This is a genomic window from Sorangium sp. So ce1014, assembly GCF_051521505.1.
In the GTDB taxonomy this organism is placed as follows: Bacteria; Myxococcota_A; Polyangia; order Polyangiales; family Polyangiaceae; genus Sorangium.
Window position 1 is genome coordinate 11,562,878 of the sequence record NZ_CP150356.1, and the last position, 14,902, is coordinate 11,577,779.

The window sequence follows — 14,902 nt, forward strand, 5'->3', positions numbered from 1 at the left end:
CATCACTGACCAGCCTCCGCGAACATGTTCGTGTTGCCAGTCTGGTAGGCGATCTCGAACCTCACCTGCTTGATCCTCCAGCCATCCACTTGCCTGGTCAGCCCGTAGCGGTAGTGCCCCGCGACCATCCACTCCTCGCCGCCCGGCGCGCGCGCGAACCGGTGATAAGCGCGCACATGGCACTCGGCGGAGGCATTCTCCCCGCTCACCTCGACGTCGATGGGGCCGAGGAAGTGCTGCGAAACATCGATCGCGCCATGAAATTTCTTCCACGCCGCCAGCATGTCGTCCGCCTTCTGCAAGGCCGCCTCGCCCCCGAGGATCGATGTGAAATCGTTCAAGACGACATCCGCGTAGAGGTTGCGGACCTCGTCCCACCGCCGCCGGTCGATGTTGTGGGCGGCGCGGGTGATGACGTTCTGGATCGCTCGCTCTTCCTTCAGATCTTCAGCCATATATCGGTCCTTTCGGCGACAGGTTCCACGCCCCCTCCACCAGAGAGCCGTCAACGCCGATGCGCCGGCCCGGTCGAGCCAGGGGCTCGCGCGGATCTCAGCTGGGTCACGCTCGCCGTACAGGCGAGCACGAGCTCGACGTGCGCGCGTCCCCCGGTCATGGGCGTCGCGTCGTCGACGTGAAATGCTGGGTTGTGGTTGCTGGCTGGCGTCGTCACGTCCGCGAGCCCGCGCGTGGGGGGGCTCGCGGACGGCGCGCAGGCCTTCGAGCGCGAGGGCCTCCCCGCGGCTACGCCTTCGGGGCCCGGGGCGTGAACTCCCAGACGAACTTCCCCTTGCCCTTGTTCTGATCCGCCGGCGTCAGCAGGAGCCCATCGATCGACTCGACGACGCAGCTCGTCACCTCCTTCGAGGCGGTGGTGCCGTCCGGGTCCACGACGATGTCCGTGAGGCGGCCGCTGTCCTCGAGCACGAGGAAGCTGACGGTGACCTTGCCCTCGGCGCCGGGATTCCGGGCGAGCTCCGCGTCGTAACACGACCGGATCTGCTCCTCGCGCGTCGCGAGCAGCGCGGCCGTGTCGTCGCGGTACATCTCCGGGCTCCGCACGGCGAAGGAGCACCCTGCGGAGGCGCTCGACGAGGCGACCAGGACCATACCGAAGAGCCATTGCTTCATGCGCGCCTCCTTGCCGGGAGCAGCGTTCGTGGATCGACCCAGGATCAGCATCTACTGCCCCTCCCCCGCGGCCTTCGCGGTGTCCTGCTCGACGATGTTGAACTCGACCCGGCGGTTCTTCTCACGCCCCTCCTCCGACTCGTTGTCCGCGATGGGCTTTGTCTCGCCGAAGCCCTTGGCGGTGAGCATGCTCTGAGGGATCCCGTGCTGGACGAGGAACTCCATCACGGCCTTCGAGCGGCGATCCGAGAGCTTCAGGTTGTGATCGTCCTCGCCGTCGGCGCTCGCGTGCCCCTCGATGGCGATCTTCTTGATATGCGGGTGCTTCTTGATCGTGTCGACGACCTCGTTGAGCAGGCTGTGCGACTCCACCCGGATCCCCGCCTTGTTGTGCTCGAAGAGGATCTTCTCGTTGATGACGATCTTGTCCTCCTTCACCTCCACGCGCTTCTTCTCGGGCGGCGGGGGCGGGGGCGGCGGGGGCGGCTGGCCGACGACGGTGAACGCCCGTCCCCCTTCGAACGCGGTGATGCCGCCGCAGGCCGCCGAGCCAAGGCTCACGCCCACGAGCAGCGCAAGGGCGAGGCGAGGCCCGAGGGCCGTGGGTCGCCGCGACACGCGATGGGCGCCGGGCCAGGAGCGAGGGCCCGGATGGCGCCTCGCGCTTCGGTTGTCGAAGAGTTCGTTCATGATCGAGACTCCATGGGCCGCTGTGATGGGCCCAGGTCGCTGGGTGGCGCGCTCAGCGCGAGCACGACGAATACCCCGGATACGGGCGGGGTCGGCTCGCGGGCGAGCTCCATGCCGCGCACCCTAGCCCAGATCGGGCGCGGCGAGCTAGCCTGGATTTTCACCAAAATAGCCCTACTTCAGCTCGCTCCCGACACGGTCGCTGACCCCCGGTCCCCGGGAGGGCAGGGGCTCCGCTCCAGGCCGCGTTCCCCGGATCGGCGCCAGATCGGCCCTGCGTCAGCCGATCTCCTCCTGTGAAAATCCAGCCTGGCCGCGCGGACAAAATCGCGCAGCGCGCAGCGGGGGCTTGCGCTCGCGCTCAGCGGCGTCGCCGCGCTCACCCGCCGGTGAGCCGCGCGCGGTCCGCCGACCTGCCACACCGATCCATCACGCCTGATCCCCTCTCACCGTGCACCGAGCCTCACGTCCAGGTCCGGGTACTTGCGGGCGAAGTACTCCAGGGCCAGCCACGTGTGGCAGTGCCGAACGTCCGGCTGGCGAGCCGTGGGGCAGTTGCACCCGAGGAAGACGTCACCTTGCCTGGCCTCCTGCGCCAGGGCGTCGAAGCGCCCCGGTTGCTCCGCAAACCGCTCATCGAGCACCGCGATGTAGGCGGCGCGAAACCGCTTGAAGCCTGCCTGCGAGGGGTCGGACAGGAACTCTTCGACGATCTCCTGGGTGGGCCTCAGGATATGCTGCGTGTGTTTGCGCGTGTCGTACCGTCTCCCTTCTGGCAGCGGATCTCCCTCCTGACGGCGCCCGCGAACGATCTGGTAACGTGCAAGCATGCGGTTCGCTCCTCCTTTTGTTTGCGCTGGAAGGCCAGTCCCATGGACAGGTGTCGGTCGACGCCCCGCGTTGCCCGATCCGTGCCTCACGCGCCCAGCTCGAAGAGCTGCATCGCCACGAGCGCCACGCAATCGGGCTCGCGCGAATCCGACACGATCTGGCGGAGCTCGTGGAAATACCGCACATGCAGGGCGCGCAGCCGCTCGAGGTCACAGCGCGCGACGCTGACCAGGTTGTAGGAATACAGGCCCGGATCGCCGCGACGCTGCCGGCGCGCGGCGACGTCGAGCCAGTGCGATTTCAATCGTTGTCGCGGCTCGGCGGCGCCTCGGGTCATGTCGACCGTCTCGGCCGTGGCGGCGTACCGGCCCTCGCGCCACCGGACGAGGCCCGCCCGCGACAGGGCTTCGAGGCACGCGCGCACCTCGCCGTCCGGGAGCCCGAGGCGAGCGGCGACCCAGGCGTCGTCGTGGCAGGGGAGGGCCGCGTAGCTCGCGAGCTCGAGGACGCGCAGGACGGCGTGAGACCAGGGGAGCTCCGTCGCGATCCGGCGGCGCTCCTCGAGCGCGCGGAAGTCGCGCGCCACCGAGGGCAGCTGGCCCGGGTGGACGAAGAGGGCGAGGAAGTCGAGGAGCCTGTCGGTCGTCGCGTCGATTAGGGCCAGCACGTCGGGGAGCCGGGGCTGGGATGTGCCCGCGATGAAGCGCGACACCTGGGACGCGCTGCGCCCGATACGGGCGCCGATCTCGGCGTTGCTCAAGCCCCCCTTGACGACCTGAAGGAGGGCGGCCGTGAGGGCCGGGTCGGAGGCGGCGACGCCCGCGCCGAGGGCGGACTCCTGGCGCACGAAATCCGAGAGCGCCCGATGGACGTCGACGCCGTTGTACGCCGCGACGCGCAGCAGGGTCGGGAACGTGGGAAAGCGCCGCCCGGACTCCCAGCCGAAGACGACGTTCGTGCCGTACCCGAGCCGGACGCTCAGCTGCCGCTGCGAGCGCTGTCCGCGGAGCGCTCGGCAGAAATCCTTTGCGATTTCATCGTACTGCGCGCTCTTGTATCGCATATATGCATCGATACTAGCATAACAGCGCGATAGATAATGCGTATTTGCGCTACGCGGCGCTTGCGCTGGCTCCTGCGCTGCGACAGGTGAATGGCGAAGGAGGCTTCGATGAACGTACGATTGGCTTGCTGGCTGCTGGTGGGGCTGCTCGTGGGGTGCGCTCACGCCGGGGGACAGACGGGGGAGGTCGCCTCGGATCCCTGCGACTCGTTCCCGGAGATGGCGGGTCAGTTCGTGGAGCATGGCCTCGTCGACCCGACGCCCCTCGGTGTGAGCGGTCAGGAGGCCATCGATGCGACAGGCGGGTCCGGGAGCTTCGATGTGGCATGGGCCAACGGAGCGACGAGCGCCGTGAGCTGGTCGCTCGCCGCCGACACCGAGAGCTCGCCGGTGGTGGCGTACGTCGACCGCAGCAGCGCGTGCGCCGACGCGTATCTGCAGATCCTCGTGCTCGGGCATCTGACGAGCGCCGACGGCATTCTCCACCACGATCAGCGCGGGGCGCTCCATCGGGGCGACGACGGGGCCACGCATCTTCGCTTGTTCTTCTCCTTCGACGAGAACCCGTTTCCGGACGTGTACGCCGGGGGTGGGTCGGGGGACAGCTGCACGGGGTGCGGCGGCGCCTTCGAGCTCTCCGTCGAATCGCGCTGGGAGGCGGGCGAGTCGACCCCTCGGGGCCATGTGTACCTGAGCGAGCACGGGACGCTGCTCGGCGAAGTCGGCACCTTCTGAGGCCGAGCTGCGGTGGATCCTCCAGCAGGTTCGCTGACGTTCGAGCGCAGGTGAGCGGGGTCGCCGCACGAACGCGCCGCTCACGGCGGGGCCGGCGCGCGCGCCACGCGGCCGCCCACGACCACCATGTCGATCGGCGTGTCGACGAGCGAGCGAACGGGCGAGAGATCGCGGCCGAGGACCGTCAGATCGGCCACGTAGCCGGGCGCGATCCGGCCCCTCTGGCCCTCGGCGAAGGCCGCGTACGCGGGCGCCGCGGTGAAGGCCAGGAGCGCCTCGTCGAGGTCGAGCCGCTCCGCGGGCATCCACCCGCCCGGGGGCTGGCCCGCGAGATCCTGCCGGGTCACGGCCGCGTGGAGGCCGAGCAGCGGCGAGGCCTCCTCCACCGGGAAATCCGAGCCGAACACGACGCGCGCGCCCGACGAGAGCAGCGACCGCCAGGCGTAAGCGCCCTTCAGGCGATGGGCGCCGAGCCGCGCGGGCGCCCACGGCATGTCGCTCGTCGCGTGCGTCGGCTGCATCGAGGCGATGACGCCGAGCGCCGAGAAGCGCGGCAGATCGTCGGGCGAGACGATCTGCGCGTGCTCCACCCGGAACCGCAGCGCCGCCGCCCGCCCCGGGCCGAGCGCCTCGAGCGCGTCGAGCACGGCGCGGTTGGCGCGGTCGCCGATCGCGTGCACCGCGAGCTGGAAGCCCGCGTCCGCGACGAGCCGCGCCGCGCGCGCGAGCGCCTCGCGATCCATCAGCAGGAGCCCCTTCGTCGAGGGCTCGTCGGCGTACGGCTCGAGGAGCGCCGCGCCGCGCGAGCCGAGCGCGCCGTCGGCGTAGAGCTTGACCCCGCGCAGCACGAACCTCGCCGTGCCCGTCGCGTCCACGTCGGGCGCGCGCCCCCCGAGCCCCTCGAGCCTCCCCTCGCCGGCGAGGTAGGCGTGGACGCGGATCGGCAGCCGCCCGGCGGCGGCGAGCGCGCGGTAGACCGCCACGGTCTCGTCGTCGATGCCCATCTCGTGCACGCCGGTGAGCCCGGACGAGAGCGCCTCCTCGGCCGCGCGCAGGATGCGCCGCTCGCGCACGGCGGGCGGGTCCGCCGGGATCTGGGCCTCGACGAGGCCCATCGCGTTGTCGACGAAGACGCCCGTCGGCTCGCCCGCCGCGTCGCGCAGGATGCGCCCGCCCGGCGGATCCTGCGTGTCCTTGCCGACCCCGGCCGCGCGCATCGCCGCCGCGTTCGCCCAGAGCGCGTGCCCGTCGATGCGGCGCAACGCCACCGGATGCTCCGGCGCCGCCGCGTCGAGCGGGGCGTGCGTGGGGAACGCGGCGCCCGGCCAGCGGTTCTGGTCCCAGCCGCGCCCGGTGATCCACTCGCCTCTCGGGCGGGCCTTCGCGGCCTCGGCGACGACCGCCGCCGCCTCCTCCGCGCTCTTCGTGCCGCGCACGCTCAGCGTCTCCAGCGCGACCCCGAGCCCGTAGAGATGGCCATGCCCGTCGACGAGCCCGGGCACGACGGCGCGCCCCGGCAGCTCCACGACGCGCGTCCCCGGCCCGACGAAGGCCTTCGTGTCGGCCGCGCTGCCCACGAAGACGATCCGCTCGCCGCGCACGGCGATCGCCTCGGCGCGCGGCTTCGCGGGGTCCATCGTCCGGACGACGCCGGCCGAGATCACGAGATCTGCGGGCGTCGAGGGCGTCGAGGGCGTCGAGGGCATTGAGGGCGTCGCCGTCGTGGCGGGCGGGCCCGGGGACGCACAGCCGAAAGCGAGGCTGCCGAAGAGGCTCAGGAGCGTCGCTCGGAGCACGTTCGACATGAGCGCCACCCTAGCACCCGCGCGCGGCGCGCAATGGCGCTTCGAAATTCCGCTTTCTTCAGGCGTTTTCAGCCCGTTTGTCGATCCAGGCTAGGTGGGCGGGAGGAAGGGAGGCAGGTCGACGAGCGGGCGCACGAACAGGCCCTGTTCGGGCTCGGCGTACACGACCACCGGTGTTCGGCCGCGCAGGAACGAGAGCTGCAGCGGTGATGCCAGCGCGGGCGCCGGGACGGCCACGTCGGGCCGGCCGGCGTCGACGAAGGACCACGCCTCCGCGCGCCGCGCGAGCACCGCCGCGCTCCCGCGCTGATCGACGGCGACGAACGCCTCGTCGACGGAGGCATCGGCCAGGCACGTCAGCTCCGTGGTCCTGTGGGCGAACGCGTCGTCCTCGGCGAGCGACCACGACCACAGGGCGTGGAGCCGGCCGCGCGGGGTGGCCACCGCGACGAGGGCCGCCCCCACCGAGCAGCCGCCTGCCCCGAGCTGCGCCGCGGCGGCGAGCAGACGGCCGGGACCCTCGATCGCGGCGCGGAGCCGCGTGGGGCCGCGGCCGGGGCTCCAGCTCCCCCGCCACAGCGAGGTGGCGCCGCTCGCGCTGGCCACCGCGAAGACTCGGCGCTCGCCATCGGGGCGATGCACGACGCGCGCCCAGGCGGGGGCCGGCCCGGAGACCACGACGTCCGCCCCCAGCACGGCGGCCTGGACCAGGCGAATCGCCCGCAGCCGCCACCGGGAGCCCTCGTCGCGCAAGAGCAGGAGCTCGGCATCGGGGGCCCCGGGGGCCTCCGTGGAGAGCTCGCACGCCGGGCCGATGAGCCGCCAGTCGGAGGCCTGCAGGTCGAGCTGGCCGCGCTCGATCGCGCCATGCTCGTGGACGGCGTAGCCGAGCTCGCGATCGACGATCCAGGCGACGTACTGGCGCCCGGGCAAGCGATCGGCGGGCACCGAGAGGATGGGGGCAGCGAGCGCCGCGGTCCGCGCGAGATCGACGGTAGGCCCGGCCGCCGGCGCGGGCTGCTGGGCGATCGAGGTCAGGCGCATCGTTCCCGCGTCGCGATCGTTCCAGGCGCAGACAAGCGCGCTCATCGGCCCGCCGCGCTCGGGCTCCACCGCGAGCGCCGCCGCGGGCGCCGCCTGTACCTCGAATGGCACGGCGTCCGATCGCGCCTCTCCGTCGTCCCACCGGAAGCGGGCCCGGAGTCGATAGCGCCCGGGTCGAGGCAAGGACAGCCGGCGTCCGAGGTAGAACGCGTCCTCGAGCTGGGCACCGGGCTCCAGGGAACACGGCTCGCTGAGCAGGAATACCGAGGGGTCGAGGATCGGCGCCGCGATCTCGGTCTGCTCTCCCGTCGCCAGATCGGTCAGCTCCAGCACCGCGCGGCCGCGTGGATCCTCGACGTTGATGTCCCGCAGCGCCTCGCCGCCGCCGTTGACCAGCGTCACGCGGCACGCGGGCAGCTGCGGCCAGCGCAGCACCGGAGGTTCGAGCTCGAGCCGTACGTGGACCGACATGCGCTGCGCCTCAAGCCCCGGTGCCGAAGGTGTTGCTCTTGACCGCCCAGCCGCGCAGCGAGAGCAGGCAACGCCCGCACAGCTCGCCGTAGCAGCCAGCATAGCTCATGACGCAGACGACGTCGCTCGGAGCCGGCGTCGCGAGCTTCGCCGCGGGCGGCGGCTGGTGCATCTTTGCATCGGAGCCACCGGTGCCCGAGGGCCAGTCCTGGTGGCACAGCATGAGCACGTGACCGAGCTCGTGGATGCCGTTGGAGGTCGCCGGATAGATGAAGTTTGGATAGTAGGTGCCGCTGGTGCAGGTGAGCAGAGCTCCGCTGGCCGCCCCGAATCCGCTGGTGACAAGGTCCTGCCCCACGTCGTGGAGCTTGTGATGCCACGATGCACCCCACGGTGCCTGGATGAAGGTGAGCCCGGGCATCAGCCCCCCGTCCGCGAGGCTCTCGATCACGCCCTCCACGAGGGCCCAGCCCGCGAGCCCGTACTCGCCATCCTCGTCGTAGTCCATGGCGAGGTTGGCGAGGCCGGCGCCGCCCGGCTTGCGCGCGTTGTAGTCGGTGTGGGCGCGCAGGGGGATGAGGAACGGCGACGTCGCGTCCTTGAGGATCATCGTCGGCCAGTGCACCTTCTTCTTGAAGCGGCCGCTCTGGTCAAACGACCTCGCGCCAACGTCCAGCGCGCGGTCGAGGTGGACGGGGTCGATCGTCTCGATCCCCGTGCAGTCCTGGATCACCTCGCAGTAGGCCCACCGGAGCTGGTCGGGGAACGACGAATTGGCGGTGGCGACCGGGCGCCATTGCTCTGCGGCCGGCGCCGCCGCGTTGACCGGCTTGGCCGTGGTCGTGGCCGGGTACGGCTGCTCGCGCGGGGTCGACGGCAAGATGGCGGCGTCGACCATGGCGTCATCGAGCTTCATCGCCACGAACAGAGGAGCCGTGAGCCGGCTCGGGTTCCCGTGCCTCACCAGGCCGAGCACGTCCGCGCTCCAGTCGCCCGACGTCTTGTGGTCGAGCTTGACGTGCTTGTGGATCCGCACGTTGCGCCACACGATGAGCGTGCCGGTCTCGACGGTGGTCACGCTCTCGGGCGATGCGTTCTGCGCGGCGAGCCAGCTCTCCTCGAGCGTCACCTTCAGCCTGTATCGATCGCCGCCGCAGCGCGAGGGCTTGAAGATCGTGCCGCCGAGCCCCTTGGCGTTCGTGACGCACTGCACCGCGTGCGGGTACTTGCTCGCGTCGTCCGGCAGCGTGGCGTGGGCGATCGTCCCATGGTCGACGGTCTGCGACGGGCGCTTGGCGTGGAAGCCATCGACGTCGGCCGCCGGCACGTCGAGGACAGCCTTGATGCCATCGGCCGACTCCGCCTTGCCACACCACGTCTCCGGCACGTTGCGGCGCTGCGGATCGGTGGGAACCGTCGCGGCGTTCACCAGCGCATCCTCCATGTCCTTGATGAACTTGCGCTGCCCCCGGCCGGTGAACTCACTCGGTGGCCTGGACGCGAGGATGCGCGCCGCGACCGTCTTGGCGGCGGCGTTCATGTGCGGGCGCAGGCTGGGGTACGGTCGCGTGGCCTCCCCGGTCCACCACGCCTTCACCGCGCCCCAGCTCGGCTCGGGCGCGGGCGCGTCGGCGTGCGCGTCGGGGAGCGGCGCCGCCGGAGCCCAGGTGTCGATCCATGGGTTGATCGAGCCGGTGCTCGCCTGGGCATCCGCCTTTGTGACGAGCTTGTGCACCGCGACGTACTCCGCCGCCAGCAGCCCCTCGCCGAGATCCGGGATGCGTGGCTTCCACAGCTGCGCGGGTTGCACCGGTACCGGCGGACGCGCGGAGTTGTTCCACAGCGCGCAGTCGCGCCCGTAATCCATCACCTTGTCCGGGGCCGGCGGCGCCTCCAGGGGCCCCTGGGTGTCGAGGTCTGGATCCACGAGCTGCACGATCACCTTGGCACCCTGGACGGGAACGGGGGCGTCGCTCCCTACCACCTTGGTGACCTTGACGAGGAGCGGGATCTTCCCGAGCATCGGATTGTCGGTGTAGACGAGCGATTCGAGCGCGTGGCGATCGGCGCCGACCGTGTACTCGTACTTCGCCCCGACGGCCGAGTCCTTTCCGCCGTTGTAGACGTGGTCGCCGGTGAACAGCCCGGAGGCGGCTCCCCTGGTGGAGCGGAATCCGCCGGGCACCCGGATCGCGGCCGCAGAACCCGCGCGGGGCAGCGTCGATTTCGCCAGGATCTGCCCGCTTGTCGGGAGCGAGGCGGCGAGGAGGTGGGCCTCGATCTCCTGCTTGAGCAGGGCCCTGAGCTCGGCGTCGGACAGCGCCTTTCTTGCCGCGGTCTCGTGCACCCGCTTGAAGTAGGCCCATGAGTCGGTCGCCCACTGGTCGAGGCGGCCCGCCTTGGGCAACGAGAGCGGCGCATAGAAATAGCCGAGCACCTGCAGGCGTTGCCGCACGCCCACGTCGGCCGGTGGGGAGCCCACGCCCATCGGCTCGAACAGGCCATCGATGTCGCCTAGCTCGATCGTGACCTGGAGCTTCGGCTTGGGCGGCGCGATGACGTTCTGCATTCGTCGCCGCACCGGCTTGAGCACCGGCATGCTGAAGCCGTAGGTCGTCTTTCGGTTGTGCTTGAGCTTGGGACCGAGCAACGACTCGAGGTGCTCGATGGCCTTGACCCCGAACAGCCACTTGCCCTCCACCTTCAGGGTGATCGACTTGTTCGACGGCCCATCGACGAGCCCGGGATACCGCAGCGCCATGTACGCGCGCGCCTGGTCTCCGGTGTGCCTCCCGCCGTCGACGATCGTGATGTCGGTCCACAGCATGCCGGCTCAGCCCCCGTAGGCATCCCGCAGGCGGGATCTTGTATCGTCGTCGAGCTCCCCGGTCGGAACGAGCCCCTCCGCGGCCTGGACGGCCTGGAGCGCCTCGGCGGTCGGGCCGTCGAGCTCTCCGTTGAGGGGGCCCTCGTACCACCCCAGGTTGCGCAGCCGCGCCTGGATCCCCTCGAGATCATCGGCCGGCCGGAGGTGGCCAATCTCGAGCTCGTAGGTCTCCTCGGGTTCGTCACCCCGGGGCGGGATCTTCAGTGTTGCCTTGCGCGCTCGGGGCGGCAGCCATTCGTCCATCCACCCGTCGCCGTCGGTCGAGCCCGTGCGCTCGTCCGACTCGATCGTCAGCGCGTAGTCGACCCCACCACGCGGCCGTCCGGCAAGGTCCAGCAGCTGCACGCGCAGCTTGGACGGCACGCCCTTGCGGCGGAAGGTATGCCTCGCCTCGGTCGCGCACTCGACGGCCTTCGCGCGCAGCGGGGGCACGAAGACCTCGTCGCCCGGGACGAGCGTCACCGGATCACCGCGCAGCTTCCGTAGCGCCGCGTTGTCCGGGTGGTTCCAGACCACCTCCCAGTAGAAACCATGGGCGTCGGCGATGCTCTCGATGCAGTCGCCAGCGCGCACGACGTGCTTGGCCATGCGTATAGTCCCAGCGGATTATCACACGAGGGCGCGACGTGGTGCAAGGCGAGCGTCGTCGTCGCGCTCCACGGCCTCGGACGGCGGGCGAGCGTCGTTCGTGGGGGGGGACGCTCCGCTCGAAGAGCGGCAATCGGGAGAAGGTCGTCCTGGATCGGCGCCGACGAGCTCGCCGGTAGGCGATAGCTCGGCTTCAGGAAGCAAGGCCGGCGGCGGGCGCATGCCGACCGCATTCGACCTCGCGCGGCGGCTTCAGCGGCCTCGATGGCGAGGCCCGCGGAGCTTCAGGTGTGCCCGACGCCTAGCAGCTCGACCTGCTCGAACCCATTCACCGTGAAGGACATGCGGTGGTAGCTCCCCAGATAGATCTCCCACTGGTCCCCCCCACCATGAAGCTTCGTGCACTTGATGTGCAGCTCCGTGGCGGCGACGAATGGGCCTTTGGCCGGCACGAGGGCGAGCCACTCGTTGAGCTTTGTCTCCTCGGAGCTCATGAGCCCCGCCTTCGAGAGCTGCTTCTCGTACCTCTTCTCCGCGGTAATCGTCCAGACCACGTCCGCCTCCTGTCCCCCCAGGCCAAGTCGTCGCCGGGGCCGAAATTATCGTGGCGCGTACGAAAGCTGTCAAGCATGCCCCGCGCCTCTCGGGGCTTTCGGGATCGCTCGGCATGGCGGTCCACATGCACGCGCAGGAGACAGGCCGCGTCGATCATTTCAGATAGGCGCCGCAGCGCCCGTCGCCGTCCTCGACATCTTTCGCCGTCGCCTTTCCTGGAGGGAACGCCCCGCGGTCGCAGAGGGCCGCGAGGATGTCGAGGAGCTCCTGCGCCATCTCCTTGCCTGTGCTCCCGCGGACCTGACGGCCCATGGGCGAGCCCGGCTGCCCGTTCAGGATCTTGTGCCAGTCCTCGTACGCCTTCTGCCGCGCGTGCGAGCCGAGCGAGTAGGCGCCGTCGTCGAAGAGCTCCTTCGTCCCGTCGTCGCCGTGGCACGAGGAGCAGCGGTCCTTGATGTGAGCCTTCCCGCGGGCGGCGTCGCCGCCCGGCAGGAGCGCGTAATGCCCCTGAGCCGGCGGCTTGATCGTGAAGATCTGGTCGGGATGCGGGAGCGCGCCGTCGCGGACGCCGATCACAAACGCGGCCATGGCCTCGATCTGAGGGGGCGTGAGCACGTCGCCGTACGCGGGGATCTCGCGATCCCCCTTCGTGAACAGGACGACGAGCTCCTCTTGCGTCTCGCGTCCCCCGAGGAGGTTCCGCGAGACGGCGTATCCCTTCGCCATCGCGCTCGGTCCATAGATGCCCTCGCGCCCCTTGAGATCCCACCCGAAGAAGTTCTTGAGCCGGTAGTCATGGCCGGCGTCGTTGTTCATCGCCTCCCCGGATCCGAGCTTCAGCGTCCCGTTGGCCGAGGGACCGCCTTGACCATCCAGGGCCCCTTTCGTCTTCGAGCTATCGGGGACGAAGGCCGAGAACGGGGGCTTTTTCCCATAGAATTTATCGAAGAGCCGGCCGCCGAGCGCCGTGTCGACGGCGGGCGTCGCCGGCGCGGGCAGCGCGGGGGCAGGGGCGGGCGTGGGCGCTGCGGACGGCTGGGCCGGCTCGTTTGCCGGCGCGGCAGGGCCGCAGGCCGCTACGCAGGCGAGGAGCGCAGGGAGCGCGGCGGAGAGGGGTGCGCGACCTGGAGCGAGCGCGCGGGGGCGGGCACGGTGGAGCAAGACAGTCTCCTGGCGAGGGGGGATCACGCGGCCACTGTATTCACCTCGGGCCCGGCGCCGCAACGGCGACCGCAGCCCCGTCGACGCGGGGGCGAACGCGCCGCCGTGGTGCTCCCCGCGGGGTGGTGCGGTCATTTCCCGAGAGAGGGTTCACATGAAGACGGGAATATCAGGGGGATTTTCTCCCCACCTCCTGGGAGGGGCCACGCTCTACGATTGTCTGTTCTCAGATAGCTGGTAGGAACACCGTCGAATCGGTCGGTGTGGCGCTCTCCGGCGGGCCAAGGAGCTCTGTCCTCCGTTCGCGCCGAGGACGCCGGCCCGCGAGCGCCGCGCTCAGGGCGCGAGCTTCACCGCGACCGGCGAGAGCTGCTCTTCGACCTCGAGGCCCACGCCGAGCTGTCCCTGGGTGTTCTCGCCCCAGCAGAGGACCTCGCCGGTCGTCCTCAGAGCGCACGTGTGGTAATAGCCGACGGCGAGCTGCGCCACGCCGTCGAGGGGCACGTCGACCGGCTGCGAGGCCAGACCCCCCTCGCCGTGGCCGAGGGGGCCGACTCCCCACATCTTGAGCGCTCGCGCCTCGCCGGACACGGCGCCGCTCCGCTCGCGGCCCACGTCGATGTGCGCCGCCCGAGGCACAACGACCAGCGTGGGCTCCAGCACGGGCCCGTACCGATCGGCGCCCACCGCGCCGTTGTAATCGTTGCCGAAGCAGTAGACCTCCACGCCCTTGCGCGCGCAGGTGTGCCGGTCGCCCGCGACCACCTCCTCGACGCCCGCGGCGAGCGGCGCGAGGACGGCCACCGGCGACGACGCGCTCTCCTGCGAGCCGGTGCCGAGCTGGCCATCGAAGCTCCGGCCCCAGCAGAGCAGGCCTCCGTCGGAGGCCTTGATGGCGCAGGTATGATCCTGGCCGCTCGCGACCTGCCGGCTGTCGCTCCGGATGAGCGTCGGGGTGATGTACTCGGACTGCCCCGACTCCCCCTTGCCGAGCTGGCCCTCCTGGTTCGAGCCCCAGCAGTACAGCTCGTCGCCCGTCTTCACCGCGCACGAGTGCGCCGCGCCGAGCGAGAGCTGCACGACGTTGATCAGGCTCGGCACCCGCGCCGGCGCGCTCGACGCGGGGAAGCCGCCGATGCCGAGCTGCCCCGTCGTGCCGTGCCCCCAGCAGGTGACCGTCGTGTCCTCCATGATCGCGCACGTGTGCGCGGGAGGGGGCGCGCCGGAGTCGCCCGAACGCAAGAACCCGCCGCCCGCCGCCACGTGGAGGGCCTTGCCGGGAAGGGCGACCTGCGCCGGGAAAGGGAAGACCGGGTCGCTCCCCGGCTTGCCCGACTCGCCGAACGTGTTCCTGCCCCAGCACCACACGCTGCCGTCCCGCCGGAGCGCGCAGGTGTGGGCATAGCCGGCCGAGATCTCGACCGGGTCGTTGCAGAAGGCGCTCTCCTTCCCCTCGTTCCCGTCCACGCACTCCGTCGCGCAGCGGTTGCCGCAGGCGCCGCAGTGCTCGGGGTCGCGCGCGGGCGTCTCGCAGCCCGGGGCCGCGGCGTCGCAGTCCAGGAAGCCGGTGTCGCAAGCGACGCCGCAGACACCTGCCTCGCACGTGGGCGACGCGTTCTCGGCGGCGGGGCAGTCCTCCGGCGCGTCGCACGCGTCGCCGTGGCCGCCTGCGCCGCCGCCGGCGCCTGCGGTGGCGGTTGGGCCGCCTGCGCCGCCCGCGCCGCCGTGGCCTGCGCCGCCGCCCTCGCCGCCCGCGCCCGACGTGAAGTTGCGCTCGGAGGGCGAGCAGCTGGCGCAGAGCGCGATCGTGAGGAGCGCCAGCGAGGTCGTCGTCGAGCGGGGCATGTGGGTCATCGAAGCTCCTGAAGCGGCAGGTGTCCCGGAGCAGCAGGTTGCTCCTGGAACAGCTTTTTACGCTGCTGCTCCCCGCACGCAATGCGG

Annotated in this window: 13 protein-coding genes; 1 reads left to right on the top strand and 12 read right to left on the bottom strand. The window is 70.9% G+C overall.

The genetic code is table 11. From position 1 onward, the window contains the following. Positions 1–2: 2 nt before the first annotated feature. The 5 genes from WME75_RS43590 to WME75_RS43610 all read right to left on the bottom strand — a co-directional run bounded on the left by WME75_RS43590 (position 3) and on the right by WME75_RS43610 (position 3,715). Positions 3–455, bottom strand: a complete 453-nt coding sequence (locus tag WME75_RS43590) for a nuclear transport factor 2 family protein (RefSeq protein ID WP_437483738.1) — start codon at positions 453–455, stop codon at positions 3–5. Positions 456–744: 289 nt separating this feature from the next. Continuing rightward, on the bottom strand, positions 745–1,131 hold the full coding sequence (locus WME75_RS43595) for an AgmX/PglI C-terminal domain-containing protein (protein WP_437483741.1): 387 nt from the start codon (positions 1,129–1,131) through the stop codon (positions 745–747). A gap of 51 nt (positions 1,132–1,182) precedes the next feature. After that, positions 1,183–1,821 (bottom strand): OmpA family protein, encoded by a 639-nt coding sequence (locus WME75_RS43600; protein ID WP_437483744.1) that lies wholly within the window; start codon positions 1,819–1,821, stop codon positions 1,183–1,185. 446 nt (positions 1,822–2,267) lie between these two features. Beyond that, positions 2,268–2,651: a hypothetical protein gene (locus WME75_RS43605; RefSeq protein WP_437483747.1), complete on the bottom strand. Its 384-nt coding sequence runs from the start codon at positions 2,649–2,651 to the stop codon at positions 2,268–2,270. Between the two features lie 86 nt (positions 2,652–2,737). After that, positions 2,738–3,715 (bottom strand): DUF4423 domain-containing protein, encoded by a 978-nt coding sequence (locus WME75_RS43610; RefSeq protein WP_437483748.1) that lies wholly within the window; start codon positions 3,713–3,715, stop codon positions 2,738–2,740. Between the two features lie 108 nt (positions 3,716–3,823). Between WME75_RS43610 and WME75_RS43615 the strand changes: the two genes are divergently transcribed. After that, on the top strand, positions 3,824–4,450 hold the full coding sequence (locus tag WME75_RS43615) for a hypothetical protein (protein WP_437483750.1): 627 nt from the start codon (positions 3,824–3,826) through the stop codon (positions 4,448–4,450). An 80-nt stretch (positions 4,451–4,530) separates the two neighbouring features. Here the strand turns inward: WME75_RS43615 and WME75_RS43620 are convergent, their stop codons facing one another. From WME75_RS43620 to WME75_RS43650, 7 genes are all read right to left on the bottom strand, one after another. Then, complete coding sequence (locus tag WME75_RS43620) at positions 4,531–6,255, bottom strand: amidohydrolase (protein ID WP_437483752.1); 1,725 nt, start codon at positions 6,253–6,255, stop codon at positions 4,531–4,533. Between the two features lie 90 nt (positions 6,256–6,345). Beyond that, on the bottom strand, positions 6,346–7,770 hold the full coding sequence (locus tag WME75_RS43625) for a hypothetical protein (RefSeq protein WP_437483754.1): 1,425 nt from the start codon (positions 7,768–7,770) through the stop codon (positions 6,346–6,348). A 10-nt stretch (positions 7,771–7,780) separates the two neighbouring features. Beyond that, a complete protein-coding gene (locus tag WME75_RS43630; RefSeq protein ID WP_437483756.1) occupies positions 7,781–10,597 on the bottom strand; it encodes a hypothetical protein in 2,817 nt (938 codons plus the stop codon). Between the two features lie 6 nt (positions 10,598–10,603). Further along, entirely contained in the window at positions 10,604–11,245 is a 642-nt protein-coding gene (locus tag WME75_RS43635; RefSeq protein WP_437483758.1) for a peptidoglycan-binding protein, read from the bottom strand. Between the two features lie 284 nt (positions 11,246–11,529). Next, positions 11,530–11,799, bottom strand: a complete 270-nt coding sequence (locus tag WME75_RS43640; protein ID WP_437483760.1) for a hypothetical protein — start codon at positions 11,797–11,799, stop codon at positions 11,530–11,532. Positions 11,800–11,953: 154 nt separating this feature from the next. Further along, positions 11,954–12,961: a hypothetical protein gene (locus tag WME75_RS43645; protein ID WP_437483761.1), complete on the bottom strand. Its 1,008-nt coding sequence runs from the start codon at positions 12,959–12,961 to the stop codon at positions 11,954–11,956. Between the two features lie 336 nt (positions 12,962–13,297). After that, positions 13,298–14,815: a hypothetical protein gene (locus tag WME75_RS43650; RefSeq protein WP_437483763.1), complete on the bottom strand. Its 1,518-nt coding sequence runs from the start codon at positions 14,813–14,815 to the stop codon at positions 13,298–13,300. Positions 14,816–14,902: the final 87 nt, after the last annotated feature.

Bases quoted from the DNA above. Each gene is read 5' to 3' on its own strand.
- WME75_RS43590 (WP_437483738.1), bottom strand. From the start codon at position 455: ATGGCTGAAGATCTGAAGGAAGAGCGAGCGATCCAGAACGTCATCACC.
- WME75_RS43595 (WP_437483741.1), bottom strand. From the start codon at position 1,131: ATGAAGCAATGGCTCTTCGGTATGGTCCTGGTCGCCTCGTCGAGCGCC.
- WME75_RS43600 (WP_437483744.1), bottom strand. From the start codon at position 1,821: ATGAACGAACTCTTCGACAACCGAAGCGCGAGGCGCCATCCGGGCCCT.
- WME75_RS43605 (WP_437483747.1), bottom strand. From the start codon at position 2,651: ATGCTTGCACGTTACCAGATCGTTCGCGGGCGCCGTCAGGAGGGAGAT.
- WME75_RS43610 (WP_437483748.1), bottom strand. From the start codon at position 3,715: ATGCGATACAAGAGCGCGCAGTACGATGAAATCGCAAAGGATTTCTGC.
- WME75_RS43615 (WP_437483750.1), top strand. From the start codon at position 3,824: ATGAACGTACGATTGGCTTGCTGGCTGCTGGTGGGGCTGCTCGTGGGG.
- WME75_RS43620 (WP_437483752.1), bottom strand. From the start codon at position 6,255: ATGTCGAACGTGCTCCGAGCGACGCTCCTGAGCCTCTTCGGCAGCCTC.
- WME75_RS43625 (WP_437483754.1), bottom strand. From the start codon at position 7,770: ATGTCGGTCCACGTACGGCTCGAGCTCGAACCTCCGGTGCTGCGCTGG.
- WME75_RS43630 (WP_437483756.1), bottom strand. From the start codon at position 10,597: ATGCTGTGGACCGACATCACGATCGTCGACGGCGGGAGGCACACCGGA.
- WME75_RS43635 (WP_437483758.1), bottom strand. From the start codon at position 11,245: ATGGCCAAGCACGTCGTGCGCGCTGGCGACTGCATCGAGAGCATCGCC.
- WME75_RS43650 (WP_437483763.1), bottom strand. From the start codon at position 14,815: ATGACCCACATGCCCCGCTCGACGACGACCTCGCTGGCGCTCCTCACG.